This window comes from Micromonospora sp. NPDC005413, from assembly GCF_040606435.1.
GTDB lineage: Bacteria > Actinomycetota > Actinomycetes > Mycobacteriales > Micromonosporaceae > Micromonospora.
On record NZ_JBEXEV010000054.1, the window covers coordinates 1 to 22,308 of the forward strand.

General features: G+C 70.9%; 19 protein-coding genes and 1 pseudogene. 8 read left to right on the forward strand and 12 right to left on the reverse strand.

Annotation, left to right across the window (positions count from 1 at the left end; genetic code table 11):
* Positions 1-293: 293 nt before the first annotated feature.
* Positions 294-1,292 carry an IS481 family transposase gene (locus tag ABZS37_RS31390; RefSeq protein ID WP_355175027.1) on the forward strand — a complete coding sequence of 333 codons (999 nt, stop codon included), beginning with the start codon at positions 294-296 and terminating at the stop codon, positions 1,290-1,292.
* Between the two features lie 61 nt (positions 1,293-1,353).
* On the opposite strand, the gene ABZS37_RS31395 is transcribed toward ABZS37_RS31390, so the two are convergent.
* From ABZS37_RS31395 to ABZS37_RS31405, 3 genes are all read right to left on the reverse strand, one after another.
* On the reverse strand, positions 1,354-2,274 hold the full coding sequence (locus ABZS37_RS31395; protein WP_355175003.1) for a hypothetical protein: 921 nt from the start codon (positions 2,272-2,274) through the stop codon (positions 1,354-1,356).
* Between the two features lie 15 nt (positions 2,275-2,289).
* Positions 2,290-2,625 carry a hypothetical protein gene (locus tag ABZS37_RS31400; protein WP_030491570.1) on the reverse strand — a complete coding sequence of 112 codons (336 nt, stop codon included), beginning with the start codon at positions 2,623-2,625 and terminating at the stop codon, positions 2,290-2,292.
* A 323-nt stretch (positions 2,626-2,948) separates the two neighbouring features.
* Positions 2,949-3,902, reverse strand: a complete 954-nt coding sequence (locus ABZS37_RS31405) for a heme o synthase (protein WP_355175005.1) — start codon at positions 3,900-3,902, stop codon at positions 2,949-2,951.
* Between the two features lie 263 nt (positions 3,903-4,165).
* Here ABZS37_RS31405 and tkt point away from each other — a divergent pair, with 263 nt between their 5' ends.
* The 6 genes from tkt (at position 4,166) to pgl (ending at position 12,862) form a co-directional block, all read left to right on the forward strand.
* Positions 4,166-6,304, forward strand: a complete 2,139-nt coding sequence (gene tkt, locus ABZS37_RS31410; RefSeq protein WP_355175007.1) for a transketolase — start codon at positions 4,166-4,168, stop codon at positions 6,302-6,304.
* 15 nt (positions 6,305-6,319) lie between these two features.
* Positions 6,320-7,498 (forward strand): transaldolase, encoded by a 1,179-nt coding sequence (tal, locus tag ABZS37_RS31415; RefSeq protein WP_355175009.1) that lies wholly within the window; start codon positions 6,320-6,322, stop codon positions 7,496-7,498.
* Between the two features lie 67 nt (positions 7,499-7,565).
* The gene (locus tag ABZS37_RS31420) at positions 7,566-9,215 is read left to right on the forward strand and encodes a glucose-6-phosphate isomerase (RefSeq protein ID WP_355175011.1); all 1,650 of its coding nucleotides are present in this window, start codon (positions 7,566-7,568) and stop codon (positions 9,213-9,215) included.
* A 123-nt stretch (positions 9,216-9,338) separates the two neighbouring features.
* On the forward strand, positions 9,339-10,889 hold the full coding sequence (gene zwf, locus ABZS37_RS31425) for a glucose-6-phosphate dehydrogenase (RefSeq protein WP_355175029.1): 1,551 nt from the start codon (positions 9,339-9,341) through the stop codon (positions 10,887-10,889).
* A 34-nt stretch (positions 10,890-10,923) separates the two neighbouring features.
* Entirely contained in the window at positions 10,924-11,940 is a 1,017-nt protein-coding gene (locus tag ABZS37_RS31430; protein ID WP_355175013.1) for a glucose-6-phosphate dehydrogenase assembly protein OpcA, read from the forward strand.
* Between the two features lie 151 nt (positions 11,941-12,091).
* Positions 12,092-12,862 carry a 6-phosphogluconolactonase gene (gene pgl / locus ABZS37_RS31435; protein ID WP_355175015.1) on the forward strand — a complete coding sequence of 257 codons (771 nt, stop codon included), beginning with the start codon at positions 12,092-12,094 and terminating at the stop codon, positions 12,860-12,862.
* 52 nt (positions 12,863-12,914) lie between these two features.
* Here the strand turns inward: pgl and ABZS37_RS31440 are convergent, their stop codons facing one another.
* The 8 genes from ABZS37_RS31440 to rapZ form a co-directional block, all read right to left on the reverse strand.
* Positions 12,915-13,256, reverse strand: a complete 342-nt coding sequence (locus tag ABZS37_RS31440; RefSeq protein ID WP_355175017.1) for an RNA polymerase-binding protein RbpA — start codon at positions 13,254-13,256, stop codon at positions 12,915-12,917.
* A gap of 138 nt (positions 13,257-13,394) precedes the next feature.
* Positions 13,395-13,655, reverse strand: a complete 261-nt coding sequence (gene secG / locus ABZS37_RS31445) for a preprotein translocase subunit SecG (protein WP_354994712.1) — start codon at positions 13,653-13,655, stop codon at positions 13,395-13,397.
* Between the two features lie 95 nt (positions 13,656-13,750).
* Positions 13,751-14,542: a triose-phosphate isomerase gene (tpiA, locus tag ABZS37_RS31450; protein WP_355175019.1), complete on the reverse strand. Its 792-nt coding sequence runs from the start codon at positions 14,540-14,542 to the stop codon at positions 13,751-13,753.
* Entirely contained in the window at positions 14,543-15,742 is a 1,200-nt protein-coding gene (locus ABZS37_RS31455) for a phosphoglycerate kinase (protein WP_355175021.1), read from the reverse strand.
* Positions 15,739-16,743 carry a type I glyceraldehyde-3-phosphate dehydrogenase gene (gene gap / locus ABZS37_RS31460; protein ID WP_354994715.1) on the reverse strand — a complete coding sequence of 335 codons (1,005 nt, stop codon included), beginning with the start codon at positions 16,741-16,743 and terminating at the stop codon, positions 15,739-15,741. The genes ABZS37_RS31455 and gap overlap by 4 nt, the downstream gene beginning before the upstream one ends.
* 258 nt (positions 16,744-17,001) lie before the next feature.
* Entirely contained in the window at positions 17,002-17,982 is a 981-nt protein-coding gene (gene whiA, locus ABZS37_RS31465; protein WP_030337350.1) for a DNA-binding protein WhiA, read from the reverse strand.
* 54 nt (positions 17,983-18,036) lie between these two features.
* A complete protein-coding gene (locus ABZS37_RS31470; protein WP_355175023.1) occupies positions 18,037-19,104 on the reverse strand; it encodes a 2-phospho-L-lactate transferase CofD family protein in 1,068 nt (355 codons plus the stop codon).
* Positions 19,101-20,003, reverse strand: coding sequence for an RNase adapter RapZ (gene rapZ / locus ABZS37_RS31475; protein ID WP_355175031.1), 903 nt, complete (start codon positions 20,001-20,003; stop codon positions 19,101-19,103). Before rapZ ends, ABZS37_RS31470 begins: the two co-directional genes overlap by 4 nt.
* Positions 20,004-20,315: 312 nt before the next feature.
* Between rapZ and recQ the strand changes: the two genes are divergently transcribed.
* The gene (recQ, locus tag ABZS37_RS31480) at positions 20,316-22,157 is read left to right on the forward strand and encodes a DNA helicase RecQ (RefSeq protein WP_355175025.1); all 1,842 of its coding nucleotides are present in this window, start codon (positions 20,316-20,318) and stop codon (positions 22,155-22,157) included.
* Between the two features lie 60 nt (positions 22,158-22,217).
* Here recQ and ABZS37_RS31485 read toward each other — a convergent pair.
* Positions 22,218-22,308, reverse strand: a pseudogene (locus ABZS37_RS31485) (phytochelatin synthase); the annotation flags it as partial.

Consider the following 22,308-nt stretch of genomic DNA (forward strand, 5'->3'; position numbering starts at 1 on the left):
GCCCCGCGCCCCGCGCCCCGCGCCCCGCGCCCCGCGCCCCGCGCCCCGCGCCGAAGATCGTGCTCGATCCAGGATGTAGTGGTCTACCGACGCGCCGATGCCACTCGATCCTGGATCGAGCACGATCTTGAGTGCGGCGAACGACTACCGGCGGGTCGGACACCTCTAGGTGTGCTGTCCAGGGAGGTTGGTCGAGGTTGTGTGACGACACGGTCTGATGTCGTAGGTAGGTGAAGGCCTCCAGTTGTGGAGTGGAGCTGTCGAGGAACCGCTCCGCCAACCAGGAGGCCTTCATGTCCCACGCTAACGCTGCTTTGACCCCTCGCGCACGTCTGCGCCTGGCGCGTCTGATCGTGGATGAGGAGTGGTCGGTCGCTGCGGCGGCGCGTCGTTACGAGGTGTCTTGGCGCACCGCGGACCGGTGGGCGCAGCGATACCGCCAGCAGGGCGTCGAGGGTATGCAGGACCGCTCGTCGCGGCCGCATCGCAGTCCGGCCCGGACCCCACGTCCGCTGGTCCGCAAGATCGTGTACCTGCGGTGGAAACGACGGCTTGGTCCCGTGCAGATCGCAGGCCGTCTGGGCATGGCGGCTTCGACCGTGCACGCCGTGCTTGTGCGCTGTCGCCTCAACCGGCTCAGCCATATCGATCGGGTCACCGGGGAACCGGTTCGCCGCTATGAGCACCCGCATCCGGGCGCGATGCTGCACGTGGATGTCACCAAGTACGGCAACATTCCCGACGGCGGCGGCTGGCGGTTCGTCGGCCGCCAGCAAGGCGAACGAAACCGCCAAGCCACCGCACGACGCACCGGGGCACGCAACGGCGTCTACGAACCGCAGATGGGCACCGCGTTCGTGCACACCGTCATCGATGACCACTCCCGGGTCGCCTACGCCGAGATCCGCGACGACGAGAAAGCCGCCACAGCTATCGACGTGCTGCGCAACGCCGTCGGCTGGTTCGCCGCCCGCGGCGTCACGGTCGAACGCGTCCTGTCCGACAACGGCTCGGCCTACAAGTCGCATGCCTGGCATGACGCCTGCGCCGAGCTGGGGGTCACCCCCAAGAAGACCCGCCCCTACCGGCCACAAACCAACGGCAAGGTCGAACGGTTCCACCGGACCCTGACCGACGGCTGGGCCATCGCCCGGTTCTACAACTGCGAACAAGCCCGCAGGAAGGCCTTACCGGCCTTCCTGCATCACTACAATCACCACCGACCCCACACCGCCACCGGCGGCCTACCACCCATCACCAGGTTGACCAACCTCCCTGGACAGCACATCTAGGCGGGTCAGCGAACCGGGCCGGACGCCTTAGCGTGCAGCTTGGGGCGGGCCCCTTGGACGGTCAGGTGCGGAGGGCCAGCTGGGTGGTGATGGCGGCGGCGAGACGGTCGGGGGCTCCGTCCGCGTACCCGATGAAGAGCGACGGCTCGGTCAGCTCCAGCTCGACCAGGACCGGCTCGCCGTCCGGGCCGGGGATCAGGTCGACCCGGGCGTAGAGCAGCCGCCGCGTGCCGCCAGGCACCGCGGCGAGGGTCTTCTCGGCCACGGCCAGCTGTTCGGGTCGGGCGGTGCGGGCGGTGATCGCCTCGGCCTTGTAGAGCCCGTCCGGGCCGAGGTCCGGCCCGGTCAGCATCGGGCCCTTGCGGATCGCGTGGCTGAAGGCGAGCCCGTCCGGGCCGGCCAGGAAGAGCAGTGCCGTCTCACCCTCGGTGTCGACGGCGCGCAGGTACGGCTGGACCATGGTCACCCGGCCGGCGTCGGAGAGCCGGCGGACGTGTGCCTCGGCCAGGTCCCGGTGCTCCGGGTCGGCCAGGTCGTACCGGCCGGTGTCCTGACTGCCGGCGCTGACCGCGGGCTTGAGCACGTACTCGCCGGTCTCGGCGGGCAGCTGCCAGCTCTCCCCCGGCTCGACCCAGGACGTCGGCACGGTCGGCACCCCGGCGGCGCTCAGCTCGGCGAGGTAGCGCTTGTCGGTGTTCCAGCGCACCACGTCGGCCGGATTGACGAGCGCTGGGACGGTGGCCGCCCAGGCGACGAACTCGTCGCGGCGCAGCGCGTAGTCCCATGGTGAGCGGAGCACGACCAGGTCGTAGGAGGACCAGTCGACGTCGGGGTCGTCCCAGATGGCGGTCTCGACGGCGACGCCACGGGTGGTGAGTGGGGCGACGACCAGCCGGTCGTCCGGGTCGAGGTCGACCAGTTCGGCACAGGTGACGAGAGCGACCCGGGGTTTCCCCCGGGTCGACTGCTGGTGGGTGGTCACTTCAGGTGTCTTATCTCAGCGGGCCATCGTGCGCCGGGCCATCGACCGCCAGAGGTCGTTGCTCGGACGCATCTGGTCCATCAGTTCACGCTCCCAGGCGTTCTCGACGGTGACTCCCGCCTTGGCGCACGCCTCCCGGGCGGTGACGGTGTCGTCGGCGAACTGGTCGCCCCACTCACCGTCGGAACCCACGAGGACGATTCGCGCGCCACGCTTGCCGACGTACTCGATGACCGCCTTCGCGCCGCCGTGCCCGGCTGCGAACGCCTTGAGGCCCGCGACCAGGCCGTGGGGCGCCTGCTCGCCGGCGGTCTGCTCGGCCGTCAGCGTCGTATCGGAACCATCTGCCATGACGCGAAGCCTAAGCAGACTTGCACCCCCTGGGGCGAGAACCATGAACGTTTTGTGATGCCAATTACCTACAGGTTTAAGGAACACCACAGGTTCGCTGTCCGTTTTTATCCGGACTTTTCAGCTTGAAACACCTCGGCAAATCAGGGCCTAGGTGCCGCAGGTTGAGCCGATCCGACTCATGCTGAAAGTTACTCTGATGTGACCTTAAACCCGGACAACTCATCCATGGCCGTGATTAGTCGGGGAATCATCGGCACCGGCGACGGATCGCCGACGGCAGCGCCGGGTCGCGGGCGGGTGCGCGGGTGACGGTTGGCGCGTCAGATCAACGCGTCGAGCGCGACGGCCATGAACACGATCGTCAGGTACGTCGTCGACCAGTGGAACAGCCGCATCGGCCTGACCGCCTCGCCGCGCGTCGCGCGCCGGCAAAGGCGGTGCGCCTCGACCACGAAGATGGCGCCCACCACCAGGGTCGGCACCCCGTAGATCGCGCTGAGCCCCATCGGCCAGACAGCCAGGGAGGTGAGCACAGTGAGCCACGCGAAGATCAGGATCTCGGCGTTCACCCGACGGGTCGAGGCCACCACTGGCAGCATCGGAATGCCGGCCCGCGCGTAGTCGTCCTTGTACTTCATGGCGAGGGGGTAGAAGTGCGGCATCTGCCAGAAGAAGACCACCGCGAAGAGCCCCCAGGCGGCCGGTGCCAGCGAGCCCGTCACCGCCGCCCACCCGATCAGCACCGGGGCCGCCCCGCAGGCGCCGCCCCAGAAGGTGTTCGTCGGGGTGGACCGCTTGAGCCACAGGGTGTAGACGAGGTCGTAGTAGGCGATCGCCGCGAGCGTCAGCCCGGCGGCCAGCAGGTTGGTGAAAGCCGCCATCAGGGCGACCGACACCGCCGCCAACACCAGACCGAAGATCAGCGCGCTACGGGGTGACACGGTGTGCGCCGGCAGCGGCCGACGCTTGGTACGCCTCATCAACTGGTCGATGTCCCGGTCGATGTAGCAGTTGAGCACGCTGGCCGCGCCTGCGGCGAGGGAGCCGCCGATCAGCACGACGGCCATCAGCCACAGCGACGGGAGCCCGCCATCGGCGAGCATCATCGCCGGGATGGTGGTGACCAGCAGCAGTTCGACGATCCGCGGCTTGGTGAGCGCCACGTACGCCAAGAGGACCGCGCGTACGTCCCGCCGGGCCACCGGGCCCTCGGCCGCCCGTGCCGGGTGCTGCCCGGCTGGGTTGCTCGCGGGGCGCTCGGTGATCATGCTCACGGATTGCCACCTTCCGGCATCGGCACGGGGAGATCGGATCGGCGGGGTCCACTGGGGTCCGCACACCGAGTCACACACTACGCGTCGTCGTTTTGGCTGCCCGGCCGACCCGACAACGGTGCGAGCCGTCACACCACCGGGTTGAACGAATCAGCCTCAGCCCCGTATTGCACAGCATGCAGAGATCCCTGGGCGCACGTTTAGGCACGCTCGATAGGGTCATCAGTGAGGGTTCCGCCCATCTGCCGAGGAGCACAACCATCGTGGCTGCCAAACGACCCGAGCACTCCGCACTGAACTGGTCCGACCTCGATCGCCGGGCCGTCGATACCGTCCGCGTGCTGGCCATGGACGCCGTGGAGAAATCCGGCAACGGTCACCCGGGCACCGCGATGAGCCTCGCGCCCGCGGCCTACCTCCTCTTCAACCGCGTCATGCGGCACAACCCGGCCGACCCGAACTGGCCCGGTCGGGACCGGTTCGTCCTCTCCGCCGGGCACTCCAGTCTGACTCTCTACATTCAGCTGTTCCTGTCCGGTTACCCGCTGAGCCTGTCCGACCTGCAGTCGCTGCGGCAGTGGGGTTCGCTCACGCCGGGTCACCCCGAGCACGGGCACACCCCGGGTGTGGAGACCACCACCGGTCCGCTCGGGCAGGGCCTGGGCAACGCGGTCGGCATGGCCATGGCGGCCCGCCGCGAGCGCGGCCTGTTCGACCCCGAGGCAGAGCCGGGCGCGTCGGTCTTCGACCACGACATCTGGTGCATCGTCTCCGACGGCGACATCGAGGAGGGCATCAGCCACGAGGTCAGCTCCCTCGCCGGGCACCAGCAGCTGGGCAACCTCACGGTGATCTACGACGACAACGAGATCTCGATCGAGGACGACACCCGGATCGCCAAGAGCGAGGACGTGGCCGCCCGCTACGAGGCGTACGGCTGGCATGTGCAGACCGTGGACTGGCGCAGCGGCGATGCCGACCAGGGCGACTACCACGAGGACGCCGAGGCACTGCACCGGGCGCTGTTGGCCGCCAAGGCGGAGAGGGGCCGTCCCTCCTTCATCGCGCTGCGCACCATCATCGGCTGGCCCGCCCCCAACAAGCAGAACACCGGCAAGATCCACGGCTCGGCGCTCGGCGCGGACGAGGTGAAGGCCACCAAGCAGATCCTCGGCTTCGACCCGGAGCAGACCTTCCAGGTCGACGAGGAGGTGCTCGCCCACGCCCGGCGCGTGATGGGTCGCGGCTCCGACGCGCAGCAGGAGTGGACCACCGCGTTCGACGCCTGGAAGAAGGCCAACCCGGAGCGCACCGCGCTCTACGAGCGGATGGCCGGCCGGGTGCTCCCCGACGGCTGGGCCGACGCTCTGCCGGTCTTCCCCGCCGACGCCAAGGGCGTGGCCACCCGGGCCGCCTCCGGCAAGGTGCTGGAGGCCCTCGCGCCGGTGCTGCCGGAGCTGTGGGGCGGTTCGGCCGACCTGGCCGAGAGCAACAACACCACCATGAAGGGCGAGCCGTCGTTCATCCCGGCCGCGCACGCGACCAAGGACTTCCCCGGTCACGAGTACGGCCGCACGCTGCACTTCGGCATCCGTGAGCACGCCATGGGCGCGATCCTCAACGGCATCGCCCTGCACGGCGGCACCCGCCCGTACGGCGGCACGTTCCTGGTGTTCAGCGACTACATGCGCCCGTCTGTCCGGCTTGCCGCGCTGATGAAGCTGCCGGTGACCTACGTCTGGACGCACGACTCGATCGGCCTCGGCGAGGACGGCCCGACCCACCAGCCGGTGGAGCACCTGACCGCGCTGCGCGCCATCCCGGGCCTGGACGTGGTCCGTCCCGCGGACGCCAACGAGACCGCCTGGGCCTGGCGGCTGGCGCTGGAGCACACCGACCGCCCCACCGCGCTGGCGCTGAGCCGTCAGCCGCTGCCGACCCTGGACCGGGACGTGCTGGGCGGCGCGGACGGCGTGGCCAAGGGTGGCTACGTGCTGGCCGAGGCGTCCAACGGCAAGCCGCAGGTGATCATCGTTGGCACCGGCTCCGAGGTGCAGCTCTGCCTGACCGCGCGGGAGCGGCTGGAGGCCGACGGCACCCCGACCCGGGTCGTCTCGATGCCCTGCCAGGAGTGGTTCTACGAGCAGGATGAGGCATATCGGGAGTCGGTGCTGCCGCGCGGGGTAAAGGCACGGGTGAGCGTGGAGGCGGGCATCGGCATGTCCTGGCGTGGCGTCGTCGGCGACCTCGGCGAGAGCGTCAGCCTGGAGCACTACGGAGCGAGCGCTCCGCACACCGTGCTCTTCGAGCAGTTCGGCTTCACCCCCGACCGGATCGTGGCGGCGGCGCACGCCTCGCTGGCCCGGGTCGGCGACATCACCGGTTTCACGACCGGCAACTGAGGGAGCGTGGACGGCATGACGGACAAGCTGAATGAACTGACCGCCGCGGGCGTGGCGGTCTGGCTCGACGATCTTTCCCGCGTACGACTGAGCTCCGGCGGGCTGGACCAGCTCCGCCGCGAAAAGCACGTAGCCGGAGTCACCACCAACCCGACGATCTTCGCCAAGGCGCTGAGCGACGCCGACGAGTACAACTGGCAGCTGCGTGACCTCGCCACCCGTGGGGTGGAGGTCGAGGAGTCGGTGCGCATGCTCACCACGTACGACGTCCGGTGGGCCTGCGACGTGATGCGCCCGTCGTACGACGGGAGCGCGGGTGTCGACGGGCGGGTCTCCATCGAGGTGGATCCCCGGCTGGCACACGAGAGCGACCGGACGGTGGCCGAGGCCAAGGCGCTGTGGTGGCTGGTCGACCGGCCCAACCTCTTCATCAAGATCCCGGCCACCGAGGCGGGCCTGCCGGCGATCACCGCCACCCTGGCCGAGGGGATCAGCGTGAACGTGACGCTGATCTTCGGTCTGGACCGCTACTCGGCGGTGATGGAGGCGTTCCTGGCCGGCCTGGAGCAGGCCAAGGCCAACGGCCACGACCTCTCCACCATCGGCTCGGTGGCGTCGTTCTTCGTCTCCCGGGTCGACTCCGAGGTCGACAAGAGGCTGGAGAAGGTCGGCTCCGAGCAGGCCAAGTCGCTGAAGGGCAAGGCCGCCGTCGCCAACGCCCAGCTGGCGTACGAGCGCTACACCAAGGTGTTCTCCTCCGACCGCTGGCAGGCGCTCGCCGACGCCGGCGCGCACCCGCAGCGGCCGCTGTGGGCGTCCACCTCGACGAAGAACCCGGACTACCGCGACGTCATCTACGTCGAGGAGCTGATCGCCCCCGGCACGGTCAACACCATGCCGGAGTCGGTCATCCACGCGTACGCCGATCACGGCGAGACCCGCGGCGACACCATCACCGGCTCCTACGACGCGGCCCGCAAGGTCTTCGCCGACCTGGAGTCGGTCGGGGTGGACATGGATGACGTGATCGTCACTCTGGAGCGCGAGGGCGTGGAGAAGTTCGAGGCCAGCTGGGAGGAGCTGCTCGAGGGCGTCCGCAAGTCGCTGAAGGCGGCGGGTGCCGGCAAGGGTGCGCCGAACAAGGCCGCGAAGGGCAACGCGAAGGCCGCCGAGCAGGCTGGTGGTAACGCATGAGCGAGCGCAGCGAGCGAATCAGCATGCGCAGTGCGATGGTCGGCACGCAGCGAAGCGGAGTGGCGGCATGAGCGACCTGTTTGACGGGCCGGTGGAGGCCGCTGCCGGGCTCGCCGTGTACGGCGCGGACGCGGTCGACAAGTCCGCGCCGGCCTCGACCCGGGACGCGCTGGTCAAGGCCGGCGTCCCGGGCAAGTTGGCGGCCAAGGACGCGAGCCTGTGGGGCCCGGACGCCGAGGCCGAGGCGAAGACGCGGCTTGGCTGGGTGGACACCCACCAGCGCAGCCGGGAGCTGCTGGTGCAGCTGGCCGAGCTGACCGCGGAGCTGGCCGATCTGGACCACGTGGTGCTCGCCGGTATGGGCGGTTCGTCACTGGCTCCCGAGGTGATCACCCGGACTCTGGGTCGCCCGCTGACCGTGCTGGACACCACCGACCCGGGCCAGGTCCGGGCAGCGCTCGGTGACCGGCTGGAGCGCACCGTGGTTGTCGTGGCCAGCAAGTCCGGATCGACGGTGGAGACCGACAGCCACCGACGCGCCTACTGGCAGGCGTTCCTGGACGCCGGAATGACCGAGGCGGAGGCCGGCCGGCACTTCGTCATCGTCACCGACCCGGGCTCGCCGCTGGAGACCACCGCGACCGAGATGGGCGCGTTCACCGTGCTCGCCGACCCGAACGTGGGCGGCCGGTACTCGGCACTGACCGCGTTCGGCCTGGTGCCCTCGGCGCTGGCCGGGGTCGAGGTCGCGGAACTGCTCGACCAGGCCGAGGCGCTGGCCGCGTCGCTCGGCACGGACCGGGACAATCCGGCGCTGGCGCTGGGCGCCGCCCTGGGCGCCGCCGCCACGCTGGCCCGGGACAAGGTCGCCCTGGTCTCCGACGGCACCGGCATCGACGGGTTCGGCGACTGGGCTGAGCAGCTGATCGCCGAGTCGACCGGCAAGGCCGGGGTGGGCATCCTCCCGGTGGTCGTGGAGTCCCCGCAGAGCCCCGGCGCCTCCGGGTCGGACGTGCTGACCGTCAGCTACGGCGGCGCGCTGGCTCCCGGCGACGTGCCGGGCGGCGGCGCCGACCCGGACGTGGCGGTCAACGGCCCGCTCGGCGCGCAGTTCCTGGCCTGGGAGTACGCCACCGCGGTGGCCGGCGTGGTGCTCGGCATCGACCCGTTCAACCAGCCGAACGTCACCGAGTCCAAGGAGAACACCAACAAGATCCTGGCCTCGGGTCTGCCGGCGGAGACGCCGTCGTTCACCGAGGGCGCGATCGAGGTGTACGCCCCGCAGGGCGCTCCCGGCGACCTGGCCGGGGTGCTGCGCTGGCTGCTCGACGGGCTGGGCGACGACGGTTACCTCGCGGTGATGGCGTACCTCGACCGGTTCGCCGACGCCGACGCGGCCCGGCTGCGGCCGCTGCTGGCCCAGGCGGGCGGCCGGCCGGTGACCTTCGGTTGGGGGCCGCGGTTCCTGCACTCGACGGGCCAGTACCACAAGGGCGGCCCACAGGTGGGCAGCTACCTCCAGGTGACCGGCGCGGTCGCCGAGGACCTGGAGGTGCCGGGCAAGCCGTACACCTTCGGTGAGTTGCAGGCGGCGCAGGCCGCCGGCGACCGGCAGGCCCTCGCCGGTCGGGAGCGGCCGGTGCTGCGGCTGCATCTGACCGACCGTGCCGCTGGCATCGCCCAACTACTCGACGCGGTCGGTGAGCTGCGGGCGTGAGGATGGACGACGTGACTGAAGCGGAAGCGAGGGGGCACCGTGAGCGCGAGGAGTGAGCCGGGGTTGCGAGCCCCGCAGTCGCGAACCGAAGGTGGCCCAGTGAGCGCGAGGAGTGAGCCGGTCTTGCGAGCCCCGCAGTCGCGAACCGAAGGGGTTCCGGCGAACCCGCTACGCGACCCGCAGGACCGCCGGTTGCCCCGGATCCCGGAGCCGTGTGCTCTGGTGATCTTCGGGGTGACCGGCGACCTGGCCCGCAAGAAGCTGCTCCCCGCGGTCTACGACCTGGCCAACCGAGGGCTGCTGCCGCCCGGCTTCGTGGTGCTCGGGTTCGCCCGCCGCGACTGGGGTGACGGCGACTTCGAGACGTTGGCCTGCGAGGCTGCCCGCAAGCACGCGCGTACCCCCTGGCGCGACGAGGTGTGGGCACGTCTGGCCGGCAACATCAAGTTCGTCGGTGGGTCGTTCGATGACGACGCCGCATTCGATCAGCTCGCCACCACCCTGGACGATCTGCGGCAGACCCACGGCATCACCGGCAACGCGGCGTTCTACTTCTCCATCCCCCCGGCCGCGTTCCCCGTCGTGCTCAAGCAGTTGGCCCGCACCGGAATGGCCGACAACGACAAGTCCGGCGGTTGGCGCCGCGTCGTCGTGGAGAAGCCGTTCGGCAACGACCTGCCCTCGGCGAAGGCGCTCAACGACCTCGTCGACGACGTGTTCACCCGGCAGGACGTCTTCCGGATCGACCACTACCTGGGCAAGGAGACGGTCCAGAACATCCTCGCCCTGCGGTTCGCCAACAACCTGTTCGAGCCCCTCTGGAACTCCAAGTACGTCGACTCGGTGCAGATCACCATGGCCGAGGACGTCGGCATCGGCACCCGCGCCGGCTTCTATGACACCGTCGGCACCGCCCGCGACGTCCTGCAGAACCACCTCCTTCAGCTTCTCGCCCTGGTGGCGATGGAGGAGCCGACCAGCTTCGACGCCGACGAGATCCGGGCCGAGAAGCTGAAGGTGCTCAAGGCGATCACCCTGCCCAAGGACGTGGCCCGGGACACCGTACGCGGCCAGTACCTGCCCGGCTGGGTGGGCGGCGAACGCGCGGTCGGCTACCTGGAGGAGCGGGACGTCCCCACCGACTCCACCACGGAGACGTACGTGGCGGTACGGCTCGGCATCCAGAACCGCCGCTGGGCCGAGGTGCCGTTCTACATCCGGGCCGGCAAGCGACTGCCCCGGCGGGTCACCGAGGTGGCCATCATGTTCAAGAAGGCGCCGCACCTGCCGTTCAACGACGCCGACATGGAGTCGCTGGGCAACAACCAGTTGGTCATCCGGGTGCAGCCGGACGAGGGCGTGGTTCTCAAGTTCGGCTCGAAGGTGCCCGGCACGACGATGGAGGTCCGCGACATCGCGATGGACTTCCAGTACGGCGAGGCGTTCACCGAGTCCAGCCCGGAGGCGTACGAGCGACTGGTGCTGGACGTGCTGATCGGCGACCGGACGCTGTTCCCGGACGCGGCCGAGGTCGAGCAGAGCTGGCAGGTGATCGACCCGCTGGAGCACGCCTGGGCGGGCACCACGCCGGAGAAGTACCGCTCCGGCGAGTGGGGGCCCCGGGCCTCCGACGAGATGCTGGCCCGCGAGGGCCGCGCATGGCGGCGCGCGTGAGTGAGCGGGTCATGTCGCAGAGCAGGAGGCTCCAGTGATCGGGCTGTGGGACACCACCGGCAACGAGGTGGTCAAGGCGCTCGCCGCTGAGCGGCGCAGCGCCGGCGGGGTGGCCAGCGGCATGGCGCTCACCCTCATCGTGGTCGTGGATGAGAAGCGGGTCCGTGAGGCGGAGGCGGCGGCGACGATCGCCGCCGCCGCCCACCCGTGCCGGCTGGTGGTGGTGGTTCGCTCCGAGATCGAGCGGGACCGCAACCGACTGGACGCGGAGATCGTGGTCGGTGGCCGGCTCGGCCCGTGCGAGGCGGTGGTCACCCGGATGTACGGTCGGCTGGCCCTGCACGCCGAGTCGGTCGTGATGCCGCTGCTCGTTCCGGATGTGCCGGTGGTCACCTGGTGGCACGGCGAGCCGCCAGCGGAGATCGCCACCGATTTCCTCGGTGTGGTCGCCGACCGAAGAATCACCGACTCGGCGCAGGCCGCCGACCCGGTGGAGGCGCTGCGGCAGCGTGCCCGGGACTACGCCCCGGGCGACACGGACCTGGCGTGGACCCGGATCACCCCGTGGCGGACCCTGGTCGCCGGGGCGTTCGACACCACCGAGGAGCGGGTCACCGAGGCGACCGTCGTCGCGCCGCCCACCGACCCGACGGCGACGCTGATGGTCGGTTGGCTGGCCAGCCGGCTCGGCATCACGCCCCGCCGGGTGGACAGCACCGAGTTCCCGCGAATGCGGGAGGTGCAGCTGACCTGCGCCAACGGTGACCAGCTGACGCTGACCCGCGAGGACAGCATGGCGGTGTTCCGGCGGACCGGCCAGGACGACCGGGCCCTACCGCTGGTCCGCCGACCGCTCGGTGACGAGCTGGCCGAGGAGCTGCGCCGCCTGGACGCCGACCAGGTGTACGCGGAGGCGCTGGGCGCGACGGTCGGGCTGCGTGGGCTGGAGCAGCGTCACGCGCAGCGGGTGCACGTCTGGAAGGATCCGGCCACCGCGCAGCGCGCCGAGGCCGGGGTCACCGCACACAGCGGCACGAGCGGCGAGGGTTGAGCCCGACGCCGGTGCAGGACAGCGGGGCAGGGCCGATCTCGGGTCCTGCCCCGGCACCTCCGGGGCACCCCGCCCCGCCACCTCCGGGCGTACCGGCCCGGGTACGACGCGACAGCGACCGCCGTGCGGTCGGGAAACGAAGGCGCATTCCATGAGTGAGGCGAGTGTCGCCGTCCACGCCGACGCCGACCTGCTGGCGCAGGCCGTGGCAGCCCGGTTGTTGGTGAAGCTGCTCGACGCCCAGGCCGACCGGGGCGAGGCCTCGGTGGTGCTCACCGGTGGTCGGATCGCCGCGGCCGTGTACCGGGCGGTGGCGACGCTGCCGGCCCGCGACGCGGTGGACTGGTCCCGGGTCGACGTGTGGTGGGGCGACGAGCGGTTCCTGCCCGCCGGTGATCCGGAGCGCAACGAGACCCAGGCCCGTGCCGCCCTGCTGGACGTGGTGCCGCTGAACCCGGCCCGGGTACACCCGATGCCGGCCTCCGACGGCCCGGCCGGCAACGACCCCGAGGCGGGCGCAGCCGCGTACGCGGAGGAGTTGGCCCGTGCCGCCCGGCCCGGGCACGCCACGCTGCCGCACTTCGACGTGCTGATGCTGGGCGTCGGCGAGGACGGGCACGTGGCCTCGGTCTTCCCCGAGCACCCGGTGCACTACGAGACCCGGCCGGTCAGCGCGGTGCGGGGCAGCCCCAAGCCGCCGCCGATGCGGACCACGCTCACCCTGCCGGCGATCAACACCGCCGAGGAGGTCTGGCTGGTGGCCGGTGGCGCCGACAAGGCCCGCGCGGTGGGTATGGCGTTGGCCGGCGCCGGGCCGGTGCAGTTGCCTGCCGCCGGGGTGCACGGCGTGGGCCGCACCCGTTGGCTGCTGGACCGGGCGGCGGCAGCTGACGTACCCGTCCGCCTCCGCAGCCTCCGCTAACTGTAGGAGGGGCCTCTTGTCAACGCCTGGCGTTGATGAGGGGCCTTTCCTCTTACTCGCCCCTGCGGCGGCGTAGCGCGGCGAGCGCCTCGGCCAGCAGCGCCTCCCCCTCCTCGGCGGTACGGCGCTCCTTCACGTACGCCAGGTGGCTCTTGTAGGGCTCGGCGCGGACCCGGCCGGGTGGGTTCTGCGCGTCCCGGCCCGCGGGCAGGCCGCAGCGGGGGCAGTCCCACAGGGGCGGCGCCTCGACGTCCGCGGCGATCCGGATGTCGATCCGGTGCTCGTTGCGGCACCAGTAGGTCACGTCCTGTCGGGGGGCGGGTTGGTGCCGCCCGTCCGGGCGCATGGGCGCGGACCCGACACGGGCGCCGCGGATAACGTTGCCACTCGGCACGGCTGCTCGCTCCTGTCGTCGGAGGGGACCCGCCGTCTTCAGGGGTGGGCGGCGGGCGACGCGGTGCAGCGGAGAAAAGCCTGCGCGCGGCCCGTCGGGTGACGGACCGCGCGCAGATTGTACGACTTGATGAGCTGCTCAGGTGCCGCTGTTCATCTGGAGGCGCAGCCAGAGCCCGAGCCCGACGATGGCAGCGAACCAGACGACGCTCACCAGAACGGTGTATCGGTCCAGGTTTTTCTCCGCCACCGAGGAGCCCGCGAGGCTGGAGCTGACGCCACCGCCGAACATGCTCGACAGACCGCCGCCCTTGCCGCGGTGCAGCAGGATAAGCATGGTGAGCAGAATGCTCGTGATGACCAGCAACACGATCAACGTGTATGCGAACCAGATCGGCATGGCTGGGGTCAGTCCTCTCGTAGCGATCCTCGCCCGGTCTGATCGGGCACGGTGGCACCGACCGGCGGACGGGCGGTGTCAAGGATACCGAGCGATCAGCGAGCGATGTGCTCCGGGAACCGGCAGATCTGGGCGAACTCCTCCGCGTCCAGGCTGGCACCCCCCACCAGGCCCCCGTCCACGTCCGGCTGGGCCATGATCGAGGCGACGTTGGACGCCTTGACCGAGCCGCCGTAGAGGACCCGGACCTGGTCGGCGGTGTCCTGGTCGAAGCGTTCCGCCAGTCGCCGACGGACCGCCCCGCAGACCTCCTGGGCGTCCTCCGGCGTCGCGGTCTTGCCGGTGCCGATCGCCCAGACCGGCTCGTACGCGATCACGACCTGCCGCACCTGCTCGGGCGTGAGCCCGGCGAGGCCGCCGTCGAGCTGGTCGGCGCAGTGCGCCACGTGGGTGCCCTGCTCGCGCACGTCCAGCCCCTCCCCCACACAGAGGATCGGGGTCAGGCCATGCGTCAGCGCCGCCTTCACCTTGGCGTTGACCAGCGCGTCGTCCTCGTGGTGGTAGGCCCGCCGCTCGGAGTGCCCGACCGCCACGTACGTGCAGCCGAGCTTGGCGAGCATCGCGCCGGAGATGTCCCCGGTGTACGCGCCCGAGGCGTGCGGGGAGAGGTCCTGCCCGCCGTAGCCGATCAGCAGCTTGTCCCCGTCCACCGCGGTCTGCACCGTGCGCAGGTCGGTGAAGGGCGGCAACACGACCGTCTCCACCTCGGTGAGGTGCTTCTCGGTGAGGCTCGCGGCCAGCTTCTGCACCAGCAGGTTGGCCTCGAGGTGGTTGAGGTTCATCTTCCAGTTGCCAGCCATCAACGGCCGGCGGGTGGTGCTCGCCATTCAGTTCTCCAGGGCTGCGATGCCGGGGAGGGCCTTGCCCTCGAGGTATTCCAGGGAGGCGCCGCCACCCGTGGAGATGTGCCCGAAGGACGACTCGTCCAGCCCCAGGGCACGGACCGCCGCCGCCGAGTCGCCGCCGCCGACGACGCTGAACGCGTCGGCCTTGGTGATCGCCTCGGCGATCCCCCGGGTGCCAGCCGCGAAGGCCGGCATCTCGAACACGCCCATCGGGCCGTTCCAGAAGATCGTCTTCGCCTGGGACAGCGCGGCGGCGAAGCCCGCCACCGTCTCCGGGCCGATGTCCAGACCGAGCCGGTGGCTCGGGATGCCGTCGACGCGGACCGTGTCGTGCGTGGCGTCCGGGGCGAACGCGTCCGCGACCACCACGTCGACCGGGAGCATGATCTTGCCGCCGGACCGCTCCAACAGGTTGCCGCAGGTCTCGACCATGTCCTTCTCCAGCAGCGAGGTGCCCACCTCCAGGCCCTGAGCCTTGAGGAAGGTGAAGCACATCCCGCCACCGATGAGCAGCCGATCGACCGTGGGCAGCAGCGCCTCGATCACGGCCAGCTTGTCGGACACCTTCGACCCACCGAGCACCACCACGTACGGCCGCTCGGGGTCACCGGTGAGCTTGGAGAGCACCTCGACCTCACGCAGCACCAGTCGGCCCGCGACGTGCGGCAGCCGAGCCGGCACGTCGTAGACACTGGCGTGCTTGCGGTGCACGGCGCCGAACGCGTCGTCCACGTACGCGTCGCCGAACGCGGCGAGCTGGTCGGCGAAGGCGCCCCGCTCGGCCTCGTCCTTGCTGGTCTCACCCGCGTTGAAGCGCAGGTTCTCCAACAGGGCGACCTGGCCGTCGGCCAGGCCAGCGACGGTGGAGTGGGCGGAATCACCGACGGTGTCCGTGGCGAAGTGCACCGGCGCACCGAGCAGCTCACCGAGCCGCCCGGCGACCGGGCCGAGGCTGAACTGCGGGTCCGGTGCGCCCTTCGGGCGACCCAGGTGCGAGCAGACGACCACCTTCGCGCCGGCCTCCACCAGCGCACCGATGGTCGGCAGCACCGCGCGGATGCGCCCATCGTCACTGATGGCGCCGGTCTGCTTGTCGAGCGGGACGTTCAGGTCGGCGCGCACCAGCACGCGCCGACCTGCCACCCCCTCGGCGAGCAGGTCGTCGAGGGTCCGGATGCTCACAGCGAGGAACCGACCAGCTTGACCAGGTCGACCAGGCGGTTGGAGTAGCCCCACTCGTTGTCGTACCAGCCGACGACCTTGACCTGGTTGCCGACCACCTTGGTCAGCGGCGCGTCGAAGATGCACGACGCCGGGTCGGTGACGATGTCGCTGGAGACGATCGGGTCCTCGTTGTAGACCAGGATGCCCTTGAGCGGGCCGTCCGCGGCGGCCTTCAGCGCGGCGTTGACCTCGTCCACGGTGGTCTCGCGACCCACGTTGACGGTGAGGTCGGTGACCGAGCCGGTCGGGATCGGCACCCGCAGGGCGTAGCCGTCGAGCTTGCCCTTGAGCTCCGGCAGCACCAGCCCGATGGCCTTGGCGGCACCGGTCGAGGTCGGCACGATGTTCAGCGCGGCGGCCCGCGCCCGACGCAGATCCGAGTGCGGCGCGTCCTGGAGGTTCTGGTCCTGGGTGTACGCGTGGATCGTCGTCATCAGACCGTGCTGGATGCCGAACGTGTCGTGCAGGACCTTCGCCATCGGGGCGAGGCAGTTGGTGGTGCACGAAGCGTTGGAGATGATGGTGTGCTTCGCCGGGTCGTAGGTGTCGTGGTTGACACCCATGACGACGGTGACGTCCTCGTTCTTCGCCGGGGCGGAGATGATGACCTTCTTGGCCCCGCCGGCGACGTGCGCCTTGGCCTTGGTGGCGTCGGTGAAGAAGCCGGTCGACTCGATGACGACGTCGGCGCCGACCTCGCCCCACGGCAGCTTCGACGGGTCCTTCTCGGCGTACGCCTTGATGGTCTTGCCACCGACGGTGATCTCGTCGGCGGTGGCCTTGACCTCGTAGGGCAGGCGACCCAGGATGCTGTCGTACTTGAGCAGGTGGGCGAGCGTGGCGTTGTCGGTCAGGTCGTTCACCGCCACGACCTCGATGTCGGCGTCGGACGCCAGCACTGCCCGGAAGAAGTTACGGCCGATCCGGCCGAAGCCGTTGATGCCAACCCGGATGGTCACAGGTCACTCCTCGCGTTCTGGTCCGCCGGCTTCAGACAACGGGCCGGCGGAGTGGTGTGCGCCGACCGTTGGAGCCGGCCGTTGACGGTTGATCTCGGCCACCCCGCCGCGGTCTGAGGACCTGACCGCCCGAGGCGGTGGCACGACGAGGAGTGCCTGTGTCGGCCCCCTTGCCGTACGCAGCGACCTTATCCGAGCGTGCGAGGCCACGCTGCGCCGGGTCGTGACCCGGGCGCACCGTGCGGCCCTGCCGTCCTATCAGACCACGAGCATGTCGGGCGTGACGGCTGCTTCGGTATCCGGGATGCCGAGGTCTCGGGCCCGCTTGTCAGCCAGTGCCAGCAGCCGCCGGATCCGCCCGGCGATGGCGTCCTTGGTCAGCGGCGGGTCGGCCAGCGCGCCCAACTCCTCCAGCGACGCCTGCCGGTGCTCCAGGCGTAGCCGCCCGGCGTCGGTCAGGTGGTTGGGGGCCTCGTCGGCGAGGATCTCCAGTGCACGGGTGACCCGGGCGGCGGCGGCCACCGCGGCGCGCGCCGAGCGACGCAGGTTGGCGTCGTCGAAGTTGGCGAGCCGGTTGGCGGTGGCCCGCACCTCGCGGCGTACCCGACGCTCCTCCCAGGCCAGCACACTGGAGTGCGCGCCGATCCGGGTGAGCAGCGCGGCGATCGCGTCGCCGTCCTTGACCACCACCCGGTCCACCCCGCGTACCTCGCGGTTCTTGGCGGTGATGCCGATGCGGCGGGCCGCGCCGACCAGCGCCAATGCCGACTCCGGCCCCGGGCAGGTGATTTCCAGGGCGCTGGAGCGGCCGGGCTCGGTGAGCGAGCCGTGCGCCATGAACGCGCCCCGCCACGCGGAGACCGCGCAGCAGACGTTCGCCGCGACCACGTGCGGGGGCAGCCCGCGCACCGGGCGACCCCGCACGTCGAGCAGGCCGGTCTGCCGGGCGAGGGCCTCGCCGTCCTTGACCACCCGCACGATGAAGTGGCTGCCCTTGCGCAGCCCACCGGAGGCCAGCACGTGGATCTCGCTGGGGTAGCCGTAGACCTCCGCGATCTCCCGGCGCAGCCGTCGGGCCACCGCCCCGGTGTCCAGTTCAGCCTCCACCACCACGCGGCCGGAAACGATGTGCAGCCCGCCAGCGAAGCGCAGCAGTGCGGCCATCTCCGCCCGCCGACAGCAGGGCTTGGGCACGTCGACCCGACTCAGCTCGTCCTTGACCGCGGCCGTCATCGCCATTGTGCGTCCCCTCACGGACCTGTTCCGGCGTGTCGCCGGAGATTACGTACGTGTCTAACGATCGGCGCCCAGGACAGGCACCAGCGCGGCGCCCAGGGCAGCCGGATCATGGCGGGGAGTGCCGTCGGTGACGGCGACGGGGGCGAGGACCAGGCGGGCACCCAGCGATTCTGCCGCACGTTCGACCGGTTCGGGGTCACCCACCACCTTGGCATCAGTGAGCACGAGATCCACCTTGAGCTCGGGCAGATACCAGCGCAGAGCCGCGAGATGATCGGCGACGGAGAGCCCGAGGGTCTCCTTCTCCGCGGCGAGGTTCAGCGTGACCAGCCTCCGGGCCGAACTGGACACGATCGCGTCGGCCAACTGCGGCACCAGCAGGTGCGGTAGCACGCTGGTGTACCAGCTGCCCGGCCCGAAGATCAACCAGTCCGCCGCCCTGATCGCCGCGACGGCCTCGGCGCAGGCCGGTGGGGCGGCCGGGGTGAGGCGCAGCGACTCGACCCGCCCGGTGGTGACCGCCACCTGGTGCTGGCCGCGCACGGTGCGCACCTCGTCGGGGGCGGCCGGGTCGGCACCGCGTACCCGCGCCTCGATGCCGACCGGCTGGCGGGACATCGGCAACACCCGGCCGACCGTGCCGAGCATCGCGCCGGCGTGCTCCAGCGCGGCCACCGGGTCGCCGAGCAACTCCATGAGACCGCAGAGCACCAGGTTGCCCACCGCGTGCCCGGCCAGCCCGTCGGTGCCGGCCGACGCCCCGTCGGTGCCTTGCGGGCGAGCGCCGCGTCGGTCGAGGTCGTCGGTCGTCGCCGGGCCCGGGTCGGTCGCGCCGGATCGGGGTACGCCCACCGACACGGCGGCGAAGCGGTGCTGGAACAGCCCGGCGCTACGACGAGTGGCCGGGTGATCCCCGGCCAGCGCCACCAGGGCCTGGCGCAGATCGCCCGGGGGCAGGCCACCCCGCTCTGCGCGCAGACGGCCGCTGGAGCCGCCGTCGTCACCCACGGTGACCACCGCGGTGATGTCAAGGTCGAGTTCGGGGGCACAGTGGCGCAGCGCGCGCAACGAGGCGGACAGCCCGTGCCCGCCGCCGAACGCCACCACCCGCCGGGCCGTCATTCCCGCCCCAGGTCGCGGTGCTGGGCGTTGGCCGCCAGCCCGGAGTGGCGCAGTCGCGCGGCCAACTCCTCGGCGATGGCCACACTGCGGTGCTTGCCGCCGGTGCAGCCCACGGCGACCGTGAGGTACCGCTTGCCCTCCCGCTCGAAGCCTGCGGTGGTGGCGTTGACCAGGTCGGAGTACGAGGCGACGAACGCGTCCGCGCCCTCCTGGCCCAGCACGTACGCGCTGACCGCCTCCTCCCGCCCGGTGTGCTCCCGCAGCTCCGGCACCCAGTACGGATTGGGCAGGAACCGGGCGTCCAGCACGAAGTCGGCGTCGGGTGGCAGGCCGTACTTGAAGCCGAACGACAACACGGTGACCCGCAGCCGCCGGGCGTCCTCGCCGCCGAACAACTCCTCGATGCGCCGACGGAGCTGGTTGACGTTCAGGTGGCTGGTGTCGATGATCACGTCGGCCTGGTCGCGCGCCTCCTCCAGCAACCCGCGCTCCACGGCGATGCCGTCGGCCAGCCGCCCGTCACCCTGCAACGGGTGCGAACGGCGAACGCTCTCGAACCGCCGGATCAACACCTCGTCGTCCGCGTCGACGAAGACCACCCGGGGCGAGAACCCGCGCTCCTTCAGCTCGCGGATCGCCCCGGCCAGGTCCGTGGAGAAGGCCCGCGACCGCACGTCCAACACCATCGCGGTACGCCGAGCCGCGCCGCCCGCCTTGAACGCCAGCTCGGCCATGTCCAGCATCAGCGCCTGCGGCAGGTTGTCGACCACGTAGTAGCCGACGTTCTCCAACGCCCGGGCAACCGTGCTGCGGCCACCCCCCGAGACGCCGGTGACCACCACGAGTGTGGTCTCCGACTCGGCCGCCGACTGCCCGTCGACGGCCGCCGGGTCGTCGATCCGGTCACCGGCTGTGCGCGCCTCGCTCACCCGTACCCCCAAGCTGTGGCGCCGCGCGGCCGCCCTCGGCCGCGATTGGTCAATCAGCGACTCTATCCCGCCGCCGGGTCGGGGCCGGGCACCCGCCACGGGTCGTCGGACGACCGACGACGGCCGGTCGCCCTCCCGACAGTCACCACCCTCGATAACGATCAATATCGTGGCCGGGAGGAGGCCCCGCCGCGCGGCCTGGCGAACCGGTCCCGCCAGTCCGGCGCGCCCCCTCGGGTGCGCCGGGCGGGCGCTGTCGGGGTCGGCTCGTAGACTCCGCGGATGGCTTCTCCCACCGACCTGCGTCCCGAGGACGCGCTGCCGGTGCTGCGCCGGGTGTTCGGCTACGACGCCTTCCGCGGTTTCCAGCAGGACGTGATCGACCACGTGGTCGCTGGCGGCGACGCGCTGGTGTTGATGCCCACCGGTGGTGGCAAGTCACTGTGCTACCAGATCCCGGCCCTGGTCCGCGACGGGGTCGCGGTCGTCGTGTCCCCGCTGATCGCGCTCATGCAGGACCAGGTGGACGCACTCACCGCCGTTGGCGTCCGCGCCGGGTTCCTCAACTCGACCCAGACCCTGGACGCCCGCCGCCGGGTCGAGGCGGCCTTCGTCGCCGGCGAGCTGGATCTGCTCTACCTTGCCCCGGAGGCGCTCGGCGTCCGATCCACCCTCGCCCTGCTGGACCGGGGGCGCATCTCCCTGTTCGCGATCGACGAGGCGCACTGCGTGAGCCAGTGGGGGCACGACTTCCGCCCCGACTACCTGGCGCTGTCGATGCTGCACGAGCGGTGGCCCCAGGTTCCCCGGATCGCGCTGACCGCCACCGCGACCAGCGCCACCCGCACCGAGATCGCCTCCCGGCTCAAGCTCGACGACGCCCGCCACTTCGTGGCCAGCTTCGACCGGCCCAACATCCAGTACCGGATCGTGCCCAAGCGGGAGCCCCGCAAGCAACTACTGGCCCTGCTACGCGACGAGCACCCCGGCGACGCCGGGATCGTCTACTGCCTGTCCCGGGCCTCGGTCGACAAGACGGCGGAGTTCCTCACCGCCAACGGGGTCGCCGCCCTGCCCTACCACGCCGGGTTGGACTCGGCGACCCGCGCCGCCAACCAGCAGCGGTTCCTGCGGGAGGACGGCCTGGTCATGGTGGCCACCATCGCCTTCGGCATGGGCATCGACAAGCCCGACGTCCGATTCGTCGCCCACCTCGACCTGCCAAAGTCGGTCGAGGGCTACTACCAGGAGACCGGCCGCGCCGGGCGGGACGGCCTGCCGTCCACCGCCTGGCTGGCGTACGGGCTGCAGGACGTGGTCCAGCAACGCAAGATGATCGAGACGTCCGACGGCGACCTCGCGCACCGCCGCAACCTCGCCGCGCACCTGGACGCGATGCTCGCCCTCTGCGAGACGGTGCGTTGCCGGCGGGTCCAGCTGCTCGAATACTTCGGCGATACGACGACGTCCGCGTGCGGCAACTGCGACACCTGCCTCACCCCGCCAGAAACCTGGGACGGCACGGTCGCCGCCCAGAAGTTGCTCTCCGCCGTCTTCCGGCTCGACCGCGAACGCAACCAGCGGTTCGGCGCCGGGCAGTGCATCGACATCCTGCTCGGTAGGCAGACCGACAAAATCAGCCAGTACGGCCACGACTCGCTGACCGTCTTCGGCATCGGCTCCGAACTCAGTGAGGCGGAGTGGCGGGGCGTGGTCCGGCAACTGCTCGCCGAGGGGCTGCTCGCCGTGGAGGGCGACTACGGCACGCTCGCCCTCACCGAGGCGAGCGCCGAGGTTCTGGGTCGCCGCCGCACGGTGATGATGCGCCGCGAACCGGAGAAGCCGGCATCGAGTCGCTCGTCGAAGCCGCGCGGCTCGGCCACCGTGGTCGCCGAGCTGACCCCGGCCGCCACGTCGCTCTTCGAGCGGCTGCGCGGCTGGCGGGCGGCCACCGCCAAAGAGCAGGGCGTCCCGGCGTACGTGATCTTCCACGACGCCACGCTGCGGCAGATCGCCAGCGACGCGCCGGGCACGCTGGCCGACCTGTCCCGCGTCAGCGGAGTCGGTGAGAACAAGCTCGCCAAGTACGGCGAACAGATCCTGGCTGTCCTCTCCACCGACTGATGGCATGACGAAGGGCCGGGCCCCCGGTGGGGTCCGGCCCTTCGGTCGTCTGTCCACGGGTCAGCTGGTGGCGTAGCCGCGGGTGGCGATCCAGTCGGCGAGGTGCTCGGCGGTGACCTCATACGAGGCGGTGTTCGGGTTGGCGGAGTCA